Source organism: Acinetobacter sp. YH12235 (assembly GCF_013417705.1).
Classification (GTDB): Bacteria; Pseudomonadota; Gammaproteobacteria; order Pseudomonadales; family Moraxellaceae; genus Acinetobacter.
On record NZ_VPDL01000004.1, the window covers coordinates 38,463 to 52,872 of the forward strand.

11 protein-coding genes and 1 riboswitch are annotated in these 14,410 nt (G+C 44.0%); of the genes, 2 read left to right on the forward strand and 9 right to left on the reverse strand.

What is annotated here, in order from left to right; translation table 11 throughout:
- Nucleotides 1–42: 42 nt before the first annotated feature.
- Genes uca through FTV13_RS03295 form a run of 3 tightly spaced genes read right to left on the reverse strand, consistent with a single transcriptional unit; the run spans nucleotide 43 to nucleotide 5,061 of the window.
- Nucleotides 43–3,648, reverse strand: a complete 3,606-nt coding sequence (uca, locus tag FTV13_RS03285) for an urea carboxylase (protein ID WP_180010986.1) — start codon at nucleotides 3,646–3,648, stop codon at nucleotides 43–45.
- Nucleotides 3,649–3,651: 3 nt separating this feature from the next.
- On the reverse strand, nucleotides 3,652–4,305 hold the full coding sequence (locus FTV13_RS03290; RefSeq protein WP_179992582.1) for an urea amidolyase associated protein UAAP2: 654 nt from the start codon (nucleotides 4,303–4,305) through the stop codon (nucleotides 3,652–3,654).
- A 15-nt stretch (nucleotides 4,306–4,320) separates the two neighbouring features.
- On the reverse strand, nucleotides 4,321–5,061 hold the full coding sequence (locus FTV13_RS03295; protein ID WP_179992583.1) for an urea amidolyase associated protein UAAP1: 741 nt from the start codon (nucleotides 5,059–5,061) through the stop codon (nucleotides 4,321–4,323).
- Nucleotides 5,062–5,085: 24 nt separating this feature from the next.
- Nucleotides 5,086–5,204: riboswitch (guanidine-I (ykkC/yxkD leader) on the reverse strand.
- A gap of 190 nt (nucleotides 5,205–5,394) precedes the next feature.
- Between FTV13_RS03295 and FTV13_RS03300 the strand changes: the two genes are divergently transcribed.
- Nucleotides 5,395–6,105: an HAD family phosphatase gene (locus FTV13_RS03300; RefSeq protein WP_179992584.1), complete on the forward strand. Its 711-nt coding sequence runs from the start codon at nucleotides 5,395–5,397 to the stop codon at nucleotides 6,103–6,105.
- A 69-nt stretch (nucleotides 6,106–6,174) separates the two neighbouring features.
- On the opposite strand, the gene FTV13_RS03305 is transcribed toward FTV13_RS03300, so the two are convergent.
- The 5 genes from FTV13_RS03305 to FTV13_RS03325 all read right to left on the reverse strand — a co-directional run bounded on the left by FTV13_RS03305 (nucleotide 6,175) and on the right by FTV13_RS03325 (nucleotide 11,381).
- The gene (locus FTV13_RS03305; protein WP_159122938.1) at nucleotides 6,175–6,525 is read right to left on the reverse strand and encodes a hypothetical protein; all 351 of its coding nucleotides are present in this window, start codon (nucleotides 6,523–6,525) and stop codon (nucleotides 6,175–6,177) included.
- A gap of 251 nt (nucleotides 6,526–6,776) precedes the next feature.
- Nucleotides 6,777–7,943 (reverse strand): acyl-CoA desaturase, encoded by a 1,167-nt coding sequence (locus FTV13_RS03310; protein ID WP_179992585.1) that lies wholly within the window; start codon nucleotides 7,941–7,943, stop codon nucleotides 6,777–6,779.
- Nucleotides 7,944–7,983: 40 nt separating this feature from the next.
- Nucleotides 7,984–9,006: a flavin reductase family protein gene (locus tag FTV13_RS03315; RefSeq protein WP_179992586.1), complete on the reverse strand. Its 1,023-nt coding sequence runs from the start codon at nucleotides 9,004–9,006 to the stop codon at nucleotides 7,984–7,986.
- 316 nt (nucleotides 9,007–9,322) lie between these two features.
- Entirely contained in the window at nucleotides 9,323–10,960 is a 1,638-nt protein-coding gene (locus tag FTV13_RS03320; RefSeq protein WP_179992587.1) for a long-chain-fatty-acid--CoA ligase, read from the reverse strand.
- A gap of 259 nt (nucleotides 10,961–11,219) precedes the next feature.
- Nucleotides 11,220–11,381, reverse strand: a complete 162-nt coding sequence (locus tag FTV13_RS03325) for a hypothetical protein (protein WP_166138668.1) — start codon at nucleotides 11,379–11,381, stop codon at nucleotides 11,220–11,222.
- A 189-nt stretch (nucleotides 11,382–11,570) separates the two neighbouring features.
- Between FTV13_RS03325 and FTV13_RS03330 the strand changes: the two genes are divergently transcribed.
- Nucleotides 11,571–12,992, forward strand: coding sequence for a PLP-dependent aminotransferase family protein (locus tag FTV13_RS03330; protein WP_180010988.1), 1,422 nt, complete (start codon nucleotides 11,571–11,573; stop codon nucleotides 12,990–12,992).
- Nucleotides 12,993–13,032: 40 nt separating this feature from the next.
- Here the strand turns inward: FTV13_RS03330 and FTV13_RS03335 are convergent, their stop codons facing one another.
- Nucleotides 13,033–14,367 (reverse strand): DcaP family trimeric outer membrane transporter, encoded by a 1,335-nt coding sequence (locus tag FTV13_RS03335; protein WP_179992589.1) that lies wholly within the window; start codon nucleotides 14,365–14,367, stop codon nucleotides 13,033–13,035.
- Nucleotides 14,368–14,410 lie beyond the last annotated feature (43 nt).

Below are 14,410 nucleotides of genomic sequence, written 5' to 3' on the forward strand. Positions count from 1 at the left end.
TAAAAGTTCCCTCCTTTTTCAAAGGAGGATTAGGGAAATTCTTTAAGCCACTGGTGCTAACGTAAACAACACCTGCCCTGTTTTCACCGTTTGCCCTTTCTCAATCGTAATCGTATCTACACGCATACGTTCAGGGGCAATAATCGGAATCTCAATCTTCATTGCTTCAATTACGGCCAAGGTGGCACCTTCTTCCACGATATCACCAGACTGACATTCAATTTTCCAGATTGAACCCGGCATATGTGATTCCACCGCACAACCACCTTCCGGAATAGTCACAGTTTCACCATCATCGACTGCATCCAGACTTTCAGACACGTATTCTGCCAGTCCAGCTTCATGCCAGCGACGGCGTTCCGCTTCAAAGTTCGCTTGTTGCGTTGCCTTAAACTCGCTAATGGTGTCGGCATTGTCAGTCAGGAACTGGTTGTACTCTTTCAGGTTCAACACACCTTCTTCAATACGCAGTTTCAGACGGCCTGCCTTAAAGTCCTCACGCATTTGCATGAGTTCTTCTTCAGACACTTCATAGAACTTGATCTGATCAAAGAAGCGCAGTAACCATGGTTTGCCTTGCTCGAAGTCCGCATTTTTACGGTAACGCGACCACATTTGCGTAGTACGACCGACGAACTGATAACCACCAGGGCCTTCCATACCATACACGCACATATAAGCACCACCGATCCCCACGGCATTTTCAGGGGTCCAGGTACGCGCCGGGTTATATTTAGTGGTCACCAGACGCTGACGTGGATCAAGCGGGGTTGCGACAGGTGCACCCAAATACACATCGCCTAAGCCCATCACCAAATAGCTGGCGTTATACACTACATCTTTTACTGCCTGTTTATCTTTCAGGCCATTAATACGGCGGATAAACTCGATATTGTCTGGACACCATGGTGCATCTGGACGTACGGTTTGCATATAACGTTCGGTCGCCAGTTGGGTTTGAGAATCTTCCCATGCCAATGGCAAATACACGGTACGTGATGGCACTTCCATTTCAGTCACATCAGGCAGTTCAGTTTCAGCGACTTGCAACAAACGCAACAGGTCGAGCTGATCCAGCTTGATTGAATCGAAATGGATTTGCAGCGAACGGATGCCTGGCGTCAGGTCGATAATGCCCGGAATATTCTGTTTTTGAACCCATTGCATCAAGGCATGGATACGGAAACGCAGGTTCAGATCCAGTACCAGCTCGCCATATTCCACCAGCATGTAGTTGTTACCCGCTGGACGATACACCACATCCGGCGCACCATTTTCACCTTTTAAGGTATCCAGTACGGCATTTTTCAGCGTAGCCAGTTCAGGATAGAAGGATTCATTAAATGAAACTTCCTGAGTATCCAGCGCTTCTAGTTGTGCGTGATATTTCTCATTCAACAGTTTGGCTTGGTGATAGCTGACTGGAACAAATTTCACTTTGTCACCGGCTTTGAGCTGACCCAGTTTCCACAGCTCAGAATTGATCACCACCGCTGGACAAACAAACCCCCCCAAACTTGGGCCATCTGGACCGAGAATAATTGGCATATCGCCTGTAAAGTCGATCGCACCAATCGCATACGCGTTGTCATGAATATTGGATGGATGCAGACCGGCTTCACCACCATCTTCACGTGCCCATTCCGGCTTTGGACCAATCAGGCGGATACCGGTACGGCTAGAGTTAAAGTGAATCTCAAAATTATTGGCAAAGAAGGTATCAATGTCCTTTTTGATGAAGAAATCTGGCGCACCATGCGGGCCATACATCACCGCAATTTCCCATTCATGGCTGAATGCTGGAATTTGCTCAGGTGCCAGCGCTTTGACTTCATTGCTTGTAAATGCGGTGATTGGAAGCATATCGCCGATTAGTAAGTTACGACCGGCATGACCGCCAAACTGACCGAGGGTAAAGGTCGCTTGTGAACCCAAGTATTCAGGTACATTCAGACCACCTTTGATGCCGATATACGTCCGGCAACCGGTAGCGATCTTGCCACATTTCAGCACCTGACCTTTACGCACATTCACGGTTTGCCACATTGGCACAGCCACACCATCCAGTGTTGATGGCATATCCCCACCCGCCAGTACGATCTGGCTGTCGCAGTGGAATTTCAGTGTTGGACCTTGCAGGGTACATTCCAGACCGGCGGTATTTGGCGCATTGCCTAAAAGCTGGTTGGCGACATTGAGCGATAATGGATCAATCGCACCAGATGGTGGCACCCCCACATCCCAGTAACCGAGACGACCAGTGACATCCTGCACAGCAGTTTGGATGCCTGCTTGCAGCACTTCAATCTTCTGGGTTTTCCACTCAAAGGTATTCAGGAAACGTGTGGTTTGTGTTCCCGCCTTAAACACCTCACAGTCGATGATGTTTTGCAGATATTCCAGGTTGGTTTCGATGCCCGCCACTTGAGTTTTCGCCAGTGTATCCGTCATCGCCTGAATCGCGGCTTCCCGGTCATCTGCTGTGACAATGACTTTGGCAATCATCGGGTCATAGAAAGACGATACATTCGAACCCGTTTCTACCCAGGTTTCATTACGTGCGTTTTCATCAAACTCGACATAGGTCAGCAGACCGGCACTTGGCTGGAAGTTCTTGATCGGGTCTTCGGCATACAGGCGCACCTGAATCGAATGGCCTTTGGATTCCAGTGGCTCTGTTGGTGCAGTCCAGTCTCCGCTGGCAAGCGTCACCATCCATTCCACCAGGTCCACACCAAAGACTTGCTCCGTCACGCCATGTTCGACTTGCAGACGCGTGTTGACTTCAAGGAAGTAGAATTCTTGTGTATCGGTATCCATCACAAATTCAACCGTACCTGCTGAGCGATAATTCACTGACTGCATCAGTTGAATGGCAACATTTTGGATGTAGGCACGTTGTTCATCATTGATATGCGGTGCAGGCGTTTCCTCAATTACTTTTTGGTTACGACGTTGTACTGAACAATCACGCTCGCCGAGCGCAATCACTTGACCTTTGCCATCACCAAAAATTTGCACTTCGATATGACGGGCATTTTGCACAAATTTTTCAAGGTACAAACCAGCATCTTTAAAGTTGGCTTGGGCTAAATAAGACACGGTTGCATACGCATCTTTCAGTTCAGCTTCGTTCCAGACCAAACGCATACCGATCCCGCCACCGCCTGCAGTACTTTTTAGCATCACAGGATAACCAATACGATTAGCCTCAAGCAGTGCTTCAGCTTCATCTGCAAGCAGTTGACTGCCTGGTAATAACGGCACATTAGCTTGAATCGCAAGCTCACGTGCCGTGTGCTTTAAACCAAAAGCACGCATTTGCGCAGAGTTTGGCCCAATAAAAGCGATGCCTTGTAATTCACACAGGTCACAAAATTCAGCATTTTCTGACAAGAAGCCATAACCCGGATGAATCGCTTGTGCGCCAGTTTGTTTGGCAACTTCTAAAATTTTATCAACATTTAAATAGCTTTGGCTGGCTGGTGCTTCACCGATATACACCGCTTCATCCGCTAAAGTCACATGCAGTGAATCACGATCGGCTTCTGAGTACACTGCAACCGATTGAATACCGAGTTTTTTTAATGTACGAATCACACGACATGCAATTGCACCACGGTTGGCAATCAAAACTTTATTAAACATAACTTAAGCCTCCTCGCCTTCACGCACAACCAGCTGGATTTGTGTCGGGTTGTAGGCATTACATGGGTTGTTCAGTTGCGGACAGTTCGAGATCAGTACGATCAGGTCCATTTCTGCCTTGATTTCCACATACTTGCCAGGTGCTGAAATTCCATCATCAAATTTTAGATGTCCGTCTGAAGTCACAGGCACATTCATAAAGAAGTTGATGTTGGGACCAATGTGGCGCACGTTTAAGCCATGCTTTTTCGCCACCGGATGCTTCGCCAGCGCATACATAAAGTTGTTACGGCAGCTGTGCATTGGGTATGTGTCATGGGCATAACGGACGGTATTACTTTCACAGGAACATGCACCGCCTAAAGTGTCGTGACGGCCGCAGTTGTCATCATGGATCACGGCAATCGCACGGCCAAAGTTACTGTATAAAGTGGTGCCTTTTTCCAGATAAATCTGCTGGTTTATTGCCAGTGTATCGGTTGCGCTATAACGCTCTTCCGGATTTTCCGCAGAGATAAACAAGGTATCAACTGCCTGATTGCCTTCCAGATCGATGATACGGAAATACTGGCCTTTTTTGACTTCGCACATCCATGCTTCACCGGCAGGACAGATTTCGCTAAGAACGGTTTTTTCAAATTGTTGTAGAACTGTCATGATCATTCTCCTGCCTTAAATGTTTGAAAGTGCGTAGTAACGGGCATTGTTCTGGAATGCACGCTGATTCTGTGGACAGGAGTCACGGCAGATATCGGTTTCGCCTAAGCTATTGGCTTTAAACAAAGATAACTGGATGTCAGCTGGTTGATATTCCGCACTGTTATCCAGACCATGTGGTGCAGACGACAGGAACACCAGACAGTCCATTTCAAAGCGCATTTCAATGATTTGATCGGTATTGTCTGAAGATACATAAGACAATGCGCCGGCGTCATCTGGAGTGACTTTGGAGAATAAATTCACGGTTGCACTCAGGTCAGTCTGTCCCAAAGAGAATTTGGAGAGTTCAATGAGTAATCCGTCTAAACCGCTTTGATACATGTCATTTCGGGCATCCTGGAAGGTACGGATGCCAAACTGTTTTTCAATCTGTTCAGGACGAGATGGCCCGCAGAAAGTATCGTTCCAGCCAGCTTCATCTTTAACAATCGAAGCCATGACACGGCCTAGATCGGAATACAGCACATTACCCGCAGTCAAATACGCGGTATGCTGGCCTTTCAGGCTGTCAGGCATGTTGTAACGTTCCAGTTTGTCTTCGGCATTGACACAGAACAGGGATACATTGGCATTGGCACCGAGTGCCTTGAATTGCAGAACCGCACCTTTCTGAATGCGTCCGGACCAGTGATGCCCTCCCGGCAGGATTTCAGTCCAGAGTGTTTGATTATTGTGATAGTCGCCCATGTGCATGACCTCTCTAAGGTTTTTGTTCCAACCTCCCGGGCTTTTATCCCTCCGTGTAGCTGTGTTTTTATACAAAACAAGCCGTGAACTCTCGGTCTCAGGCGCAGTACTGTTTGAAAATGACTGCCGGAACCCTAGATCACTTTATGATGCGTAGATAAATGCAAATGACGTGCCAATTTAGTATTACGATTTTTATTATTAGTAATACTTAAAATGCTCAAAATAAGTTCATTTTAGTAATTCACTGATAAATACAGACTGGATGTGCACCCAAACTGGACTTTTTATCTCTTTCTAAAAACGGGATAATGGCGGCGAAAGAAAAATGGGTGTGACATGTTTAAAGATAAAAAGCTGGTATGTTTTGACCTGGATGGAACCTTGATTGATTCAGTGGGAATCTGGAACCAGGTCGATGCTGCCCTGATTCAGGAATTGTCGGGGATCGAAATCGGTCTGGATCAGATTCAGCAACAGCGTGACCTGCAACTGAAAGCCTTTAGACATATGCCCGATCCTTATCTGGAATATTGTGGCTATTTAAAAGAGCTATATGGTTTCAAGCCAAGTAAAGAAGAGGTTAAAAATCGCCGTTATCATATTTCACGGCATTTTCTGGATCATGTGATAGAACTCAAACCGCAAGCTGAGCTGCTGATTCAAGCCTTAAAACAGCAAGGGATACAATTGGCACTCACGACTACCACTAGTTTATTCAATGTGCAGCGTTATCAGGACAATAACCAGAAGATTAATCAGAAAATCAGTTTTGATGATGATTTTGCGATTATTTTGACTCGTGAAAATGTTGAGAATATCAAACCGCATCCAGAAGTGTATTTAAATGCGCTCCAGCATTTTGAAATTGAGGCTAAAGATTGCCTGATTGTTGAAGACTCTTTAATTGGGGTGGAAGCTGCCAACAATGCGGGAATTGATGTCGTTGCAATTTACGACCAGTATTCTGCGCATGAAATAGATCTGATCAAAGCCAAGGCAGATTATTTTGTAGAAGATTTTGCTGGTCTCATAAAATTGGTGAACTAAAAAAATGCCATGAATCCTCCCTGATCATGGCATTTTTCGTGTTATCTCTGAATTGATTAGATTAGAGCATTATTTGGCTTTTTTATAGACGGAGCCTGAACCGACCAGATTGCCAGTTTTTTCGTCAATTGCGAAATCAACGACACCTGTACCTGAATTAATCTGAAGCAGACCATTATCAGCGACTGAAGCTGGCATCGGATTTTTCTTGTCAGTTTTGCCGCTTTCTTTGTCTTTAATAGTATTGGTAATGAAATAGTTTTCACCATTTTTGGAAATCACCAGGATATTTTCCAATTTTGGATTTTCCAGTGTATTTTTCCAGTTCCCCTGATAATCTGGTGCTGGAGTTTCCGGGGTATTACACGCGGTTAACAGCAATAAAAGTGAGATGCCTGAAAAATATTTAAGATATTTCAAAACTGAGACCTTGAATGATAGAACGCGGCCATTATAAAAAGAACCTCCTTGAGGTAAACGCTTAGCTTGTAGGCGAAGCGTTTCAGCGGTAGTAAATCTGTCCCGCCTTCGTCATTTTTTGAAAATCATCTTCATATTTCATTCATAAATTCGTGTGAACTGACCACTTTTTAACAGATAAAAAAATCCTCAATAGACCATCCAAATCTATTGAGGAGTACCAAACTGGATAATAGAGAAACCTTAAAAAATTAATTTACAAGTTTGGATTTAAAGTAACGAAACACCGATTTAACTGCGTGAGTTTTTTCTGCAATTTGCTGATTCCATTCATTTGGCAGTGAGCATTTCGCCAGTCTGACCCATACAGTCGAGAACTGTTTCATAAAGCTGGCTTCGTTATAGTGAATCCCGTACTCAGCACATAAGGCTTTGATTTTTGGTGCTACTTCGGCATAACGGTTTGCTGGCATATCTGGGAACAGATGATGCTCAATCTGATGGCTTAAATTACCACTCAGAATATGCAACCAGTTCGCGCCACTGAAGTTGCTCGAACCACGGATCTGACGCAGATACCATTCCGCACGGGTTTCATTGTCGGTATTGTCCATTTCAAAAGTTTCTGCATCTTCAGTGAAATGTCCATTGAAGATCACCGCGGACGCCCATAGGCTACGAATCACATTGGCAACCGCATTCCCGGTAAATACTGGAATCGCATTTGGACCGGCAATCAGTGGGAAAAATACATAATCTTTTAGGACCTGACGGCGCATTTTTTTGCGTAAAGGCGCTGCTTCTTCCCAGACCTGTTTCCAGGTTTTAGTTTTATAGGCAATGACATCTTCCAGATGCAAACGCTGTACACCCACATACCATTCAAAGAACACCATCAACTGAATGGTTAAAGGAATATTCCAGATAAAACGTAGTTCCCACGGCTGAGATTCACTGACACGGATCAGACCATAACCGACATCGTGATCCATACCGACAATATTGGTATACGTGTGGTGAATATAATTATGCGTGTATTTCCAGTCATCCCCAGTGGAAATAGTATCCCAATCATAAGTCGAACCATTCAGACTCGGATCATTCATCCAGTCGAACTGGCCGTGCATCACGTTATGGCCAAGTTCCATATTTTCCACGATTTTCGAGATACCCAATAAGCCTGTTCCCGCTAACCAGACCGGCGGCAACCAGCCTGCAAACATCAGCATGCCACGGGAAGCAATCTCGCTATAACGTACAAAATTACGGATTTTATAAATATATTCTGCGTCTTTCTCGCCCAAATCTTCCATTACTTCACGGCGGATAGCATCAACCTTGGCACCGAACTCTTCAACCTGTTCCGGGCTTAGAAATTGAGATTTACTGTGTTTTTTAAAATCAATTTGCATATTCATGGGAGCACCTTCTTATTCGTTTAGTAATGGTTGAAATAGCTTATAAATTAATCACCACAGGACTGACGGCCTGTGAAATACAAAGTTTGATTGGAGTATTGCTGCCGTGGTCGATCTCACCCGTCAGCATGTTTTTAACTGAACCGCTGACTTTGGTACATGAGCAAGTATTACAAATGCCCATACGGCAACCATGCGCTGGACGAAGACCCGCCTGCTCTGCACTTTCCAGCAGATTAGATTCTGCCTGGAATTCCTGCTGCGATCTTAAAAACTGTACAGGCTGTGCTTTCACTTTTTCATCCATCGCAATCTGGAAATATTCAGAATGGAAGCTAGATTTCACCGCCAGTTTATCGGCAATCTTGAGTGCAGTTTTCATCATTCCCGCTGAACCACAGGCATAGATTTCACGCTGTTCAAAGTCTGGTACCAGCTTGTTTAGCAATTGCTGGCTCAGATGCTGCTTATGCTCGACTGTATTAAAATGATGATATTTCAGATGAGGATGCATTAACGCTAAGGTTTTGATCTCGGCATGAAATGCATCATCACGGGTAAAATAAATCAGATCAATTGGGTGCTGAAACTGCACGACTGCTTTTTGCAATAAGGAATAAATGGCGGTAATGCCACTGCCTGATGCTAGAAACAGAATCGGTTTAGGAGAGTTTAATAAGGTAAATTCGCCCTGTGGCTGAGACAGCTCGACCACTGCACCCAGTTGCAATAAAGTTAAGGCACGTGACACTTTACCTTGCTGCTTGACTGCAATAATCACATCGCCATTTTTTAAAATGGTCACGATAGAATAATGACGTTGATGACGTACTCCATCCAGACGCAGAGTCACCGCGATATTTTGACCGGCCTGAAATGACCCGTGGTTAAAGTTATAATTTGGACGTAACTGGATTTTGAAAAAGTCTGGGCTAACCGCCTGAATATTCACGACCGATGCTTTGACTTTTTTGAGTGCCCAGGTTGGATGGATTTTTTCACCAACAAAATCAATGAAATCTTCACGAATCCAATGCGGCTTGTAGGTTGTCATACTTGTCATTTTTATCCCCTCTATTCCGCAGACAGTATTAATGTACAACTGTCTATTTATTATGTAGTCCAGAATAAAGAATTCTGAAGCTCGCACCATGTCAATGTAGGTCAAATTATGTGCTTAGAAACCATAGTTAGACTTTTTGTAAGACAATCCTAACCAGAAAGTGCTGTAAAACTGTATGAACTGAATAAATTGCTTTTTTGGTCTGTATATTTTTAGCAAAAACATATAAAAAACTGACCTCTATATAAGAGATCAGTTTCTGTTTTAAATATTGGGTGAGTTAAAAAGGCAAAAATTTACCTTTTAAAAAAATAGCTTAACCTACGACCTGTTCCAGCAAGATAGAACCATAAAGTTCACGCAGGTCTTTTTTCAGCATCTTGCCGGTTCCACTTAACGGAATAGAATCTACAAAGATCACGCGATCCGGGATCTGCCATTTAGCGACTTTGTCCGCATAGTAATCCAGCATTTCAGCTTCACTCACATGACTCTCTGGCTTTTTAATCGCAATCAGAACGGGACGCTCATCCCATTTAGGATGCTGTGCCGCAATCACGGCAGCCATGGCAATTTCAGGATGTCCCATCGCCATATTTTCAAGATCGACTGAAGAGATCCATTCACCGCCTGACTTGATCAGATCTTTGGAACGGTCACACAGCTTCATAAAGCCATCTTCATTTAAGGTAGCAATATCTCCGGTATCAAACCAGCCATCTGCTGTGAGCGCAGATTCTTCCTTGCCAAAGTAATGATCAATGATCCAGTGCCCTTTAATCTGCAGATTGCCTATGGTTTCACCATCGCGGGCAATTTCCTGGGTTCCTTTTTCTTCATCGGTTAAACGTAAATCAACGCCAAACGGTGGACGACCTTGAGACAAGCGAATCTGCATTTTTTCTTCATCCGCTAGATCAAGATGTTTGGTTTTTAGCTGATTGGCACTACCAAGTGGACTGGTTTCAGTCATCCCCCAAGCATGAATGGTTTCGCAGTTAAACTGCTCTTTAAAGGTTTTCAGCATAGCCGGTGGACAGGCAGAACCACCGACCACATTCCGTTTCAGGCTTTCCAATTTTGAACCACTTTGCTGGGCAGCCGCAATCAGGCCTTGCCAGATCGTTGGAACACCTAAAGCCACAGATACTTTATACGTATCAATCAGATTGACCAGACTGGCTCCATCCAGGCCCGGCCCCGGCAACACCAAAGTACAACCGACCATGGCAGCGGCATATGGGGTTCCCCAGGCATTGACATGGAACATTGGCACCACCGGCAGCATGATGTCACGCGCTGCTACATTCAGGGAATCCGGCATGATGATGGCATAACTATGCAACACTGTTGAGCGATGGCTATATAAAACCCCTTTCGGATTTCCAGTCGTACCGGAGGTATAACACAGTGAACTCGCTGTATTTTCATCCAGTTCAGGCCAGTCAAATTCTGCAGATTGCTGGGCAAGCAAATCATCATAAAACTGAACTTCCGGAATGGCTTCACAAATCGACGAATCTTCAGCATCCAGACAAATATACTGTTCTACAGTTTTTAATAACGGTTTGACGGCTTTAATTAAAGGTGCAAAGGTTTTATCAAACAGCAGTATTCGATCGGCAGCATCATTGATAATAAATACCAGCTGTTCCGGAAATAACCGCGGGTTAATGGTATGGCAAATCAGTCCACTTCCCGAAATGGCATACCAAGATTCTAGATGTCGATGATTATTCCAGGCAATGGTTGCAACCCGGTCGCCGAGTGTCAGACCGAATTGCTGTAATACATTGGCAAAACGTTTCGAGTTTTCCCGGATTTCTCCCCAATTGGTCTTTTTAATGCTGGTATCGGTATTTTTAGAAATGATCTCGGTATCGGCATGATAACGACCGGCATGTTCAATCATGCTGCTGATCAGTAAGGGCTGGAACATCATATTTCCGAGCATGCTTCACTCCTTTATCCTTGTTGTTTGTCCATCTGCTATATCGTTGTTATTTCTGTATGATGCGCTGGCGAAAAGCCTGTATTCATTTTTATCATCAAACAGTCTGAATCTAGCAAGGAAATCTGACTTTGTGAGTGTCAAATTGTGACAAAGTCATAGAGTGGATGCAGAAAAAGTAGAAAATAAAACTGGTAATGTGTGGCATAAAAAAGCCCCAATTTAGATTGGGGCGATGATAGTGTTCAGGGAGAAGAGAATTTTAAAAGCCGCTCATCATAATTTTGTCTGCATTTACTACAAAGATAACGCCGAGGCAGAATAAACCAGTATAAAGTGCAAACCAGAGAATCATCTTCTTGAATGCTGCATCAGAAATACTGCTATCCGCATATTTTGGTGCTTTGTTGTCTTCTGAATTCATATGATCACCCATAGGTTGGTCTGGCGTTATGAGTTTTATTATCAGCAGACCTAAATCAACTGTATAGATACAATATTCATTTAAAAAAATATAACAGTTAGCCACTTATTTTTTTGATTTGTTATATTTTAATAACTTATTTATAATATAATTCTGATTATATTAGTACAGTTTAGATTTTATTTTCTTATGTTCAAATCTGAAAAGCTAGCCCAAAATATTCGCCAGATGATTGAAAATGGCGCATGGAAGGCGCATGACAAATTACCTTCATTACGGGAACAAACTGAACTGTCCGGCTATAGCCTGATGACGGTGCTTAATGCCTATCAGGTGCTTGAATCGCAAGGATTGGTCTATGCCAAAGATAAATCTGGCTACTATATTGCGGAGCGACCTCAAACCTATAACAGCAAAGAACCCGCGGTACAGATTGGCTTAAACTCCAAAGTTAAAATTAACTCTGTGGTATTTAATTATTTAAAGTCACTGCAAACTCCAAATATTGCACCTTTTGGTTCAGCTTTTCCAAATGCTGAACTGTTATATAACAGCCGGTTTATGCAGATTTTGGCGCAGCATAGCAAAAGAAAAAGCAGTTATAGCCATCAAAATCATATGCCACCGGGTAATCAGGAATTACGCCAACTGATTGCCAATCGCTATCAGTTACAAGGTATAAACTGTACTTCGGATGACATTGTCATTACTTCTGGTGCCTTGGAAGCCCTCAATCTGTCTTTACAGGCTTTGACTCAACCGGGTGATTTTATCCTGCTCCAGCAAACCATTTTTTATGGTGTCTGGCAGGCGGCTGAACGTTTAGGCTTGCAGGTGATTACAATCCCTGAACATCCGCAGTTTGGTTTTGACCTGGAATCATTTGAACAAGCACTTAAACAGTACCCGATCAAAGTTTGCTGGCTGATGCTGAATGCACATAATCCGATTGGCTTTACGGTAAATTCAGAGATCAAGCAAAGAATTGCGGAACTGTTGAATGAATATCAGGTATATCTGATTGAAGATGATGTCTATCAGGAACTCAATTACGGCGCTCATAAACCGGTTTCCGTGAAATATTTTGATCAGCATCAACGGGTATTGCACTGCTCTTCATTTTCCAAAACCTTGGGCATGGGTGCGCGGGTCGGCTGGGTTTTCGCTGGCCCATTTTCTGATGCAATCCAGCATTTACAGCTCATGAGTACTTTGACTGTTAGTCCGCTATTACAAAATGCACTGGTCGATTTTCTGTCCCATCATCATTATGAAAAGCATTTGCGCCATTTAAGACAGCAGCTGGAAAAGTATAAGCAAAAGTTTTATCAGGAACTCAAAGCGCGTTTAGATTCAGTCTGTGAAATTTATTATTATTCCAGTGGCTATTTTCTCTGGATCAAATTGCCCGAACAGCTGGATGGACAGGTTTTATATGAACAGCTGATTCAGCACAATATTGCTATTGCACCCGCTTTGCTGTTTAAACCGGAACATACCAGCCAGAATTATATTCGCCTGAACTGTTCATTTGACTGGACCTCTGAGATAGAAAATGCTGTCAATGTGCTGGCAGAGGTGATCCTGAATCATGCAAAAAGCGTGGATTAATTCATCCACGCTTTAAGTTTCTTATGTAAATCGCTAGAGCTTAGAAACTGTAAATTGCAACGGCATTCACTCGGTTATCTTCACCTTTTGTACTGCCATTTGGTGCAGCACCCAATGCTTCACGTTCACCATAAACATATTCCAGGCCAAAACTCAGCGGTTTTGTAGGGTTATAGAACACATTGGCCCAAGCCTGCCAAAGGTCTTTGTTCACTGCTGTTAGAGTCAGACCAGGAGCAGCAAGATAGCCATTATCTTGGTCGAAATTCATATAACCATACCCTACGGTACCACGCAATTTATCATTAAACTGCTGCGTTAGACCGACTGTAATCGAGTCAAATTCACTCTGTAGAAGATCACCATTAGGAGCTCGAACTACGCCAGGATTAGCGTAAGAGACAAAGCTGCTATCACCTTTGACATGATAATAATCTGCCTTAAGACTGGTGCCTGAAACAAACTCATATTTCGCACCTAAACCCACACCCCATGCAGTTTTTTCATCTTCATTCACACGTTTTTCATGGCCCATCGCACGCGCACTAACGGTAAGATTATCTGCAAATTTGTGATTTAACCGTGCTGTTAAAGCAGGTAGACGCTGCTTAATAGAACCATCTTTTGGATCTTCTACCGCCAGTACCAGATTGGTAGCCGGGCTGAAGGTGCTGGTATGACGAACTTGTGGAGTCCGTTTAATTGAACCGCCAGCATAAACCAGTGCATCTACAGTTTCTGGAATATAGTCCGGAGTTGCAAAGTTTGACCAGGTTTGACCAATTAACCAGTCAGCATAGCTGATATAGGCATGGCGAATACGCAGGTTGTCAAAACCAGCTCCACCCAGGAAATCGACCTCAACCTTACCGCTTAAGGCATTATCCCCAGCACCCACGGGCGCTTTAAAATCCATCCCTAAACGGGTGGCTGAAAGCGTGGATTTAAACTCATCACTGCGTTCACCTGTGCCTTCAAGAGGTACTGCATTAATCTGGTTATACATACGTGTCGCTGCACCGCCCTCAGCCTGATAAGAGGCATCAGCACGGATATTACCGTATAGATTAAACTCGGCCCCACTGGCAATTTTCATCACAGGTTTGCTCGCAGGGGCTACTGCTGTATTTGCAGGTGCCGGCGTTGTCGCTACAGGTGCAGTCACAGCAGCTGTCTGAGTCTGCTGCTGTTCAATCAAGGCGCGTAGAGCTTGAACCTCCTGACGCAACTGCTCAATTTCCTGCTGATTGGACTGAGCTGGAGTTTGTGCCTGGGTAGCCAAGCTGATACCCCCTAAACTCATTGCCATCATGCTCATCAGAACCGTGCGTTTTAATGTGATTGTTTGATTATTAAATAATTGTTTCGTGTTCATCCTAAACTCACTTTTTTATTATGCGTCTCGATTCTAGCAACAG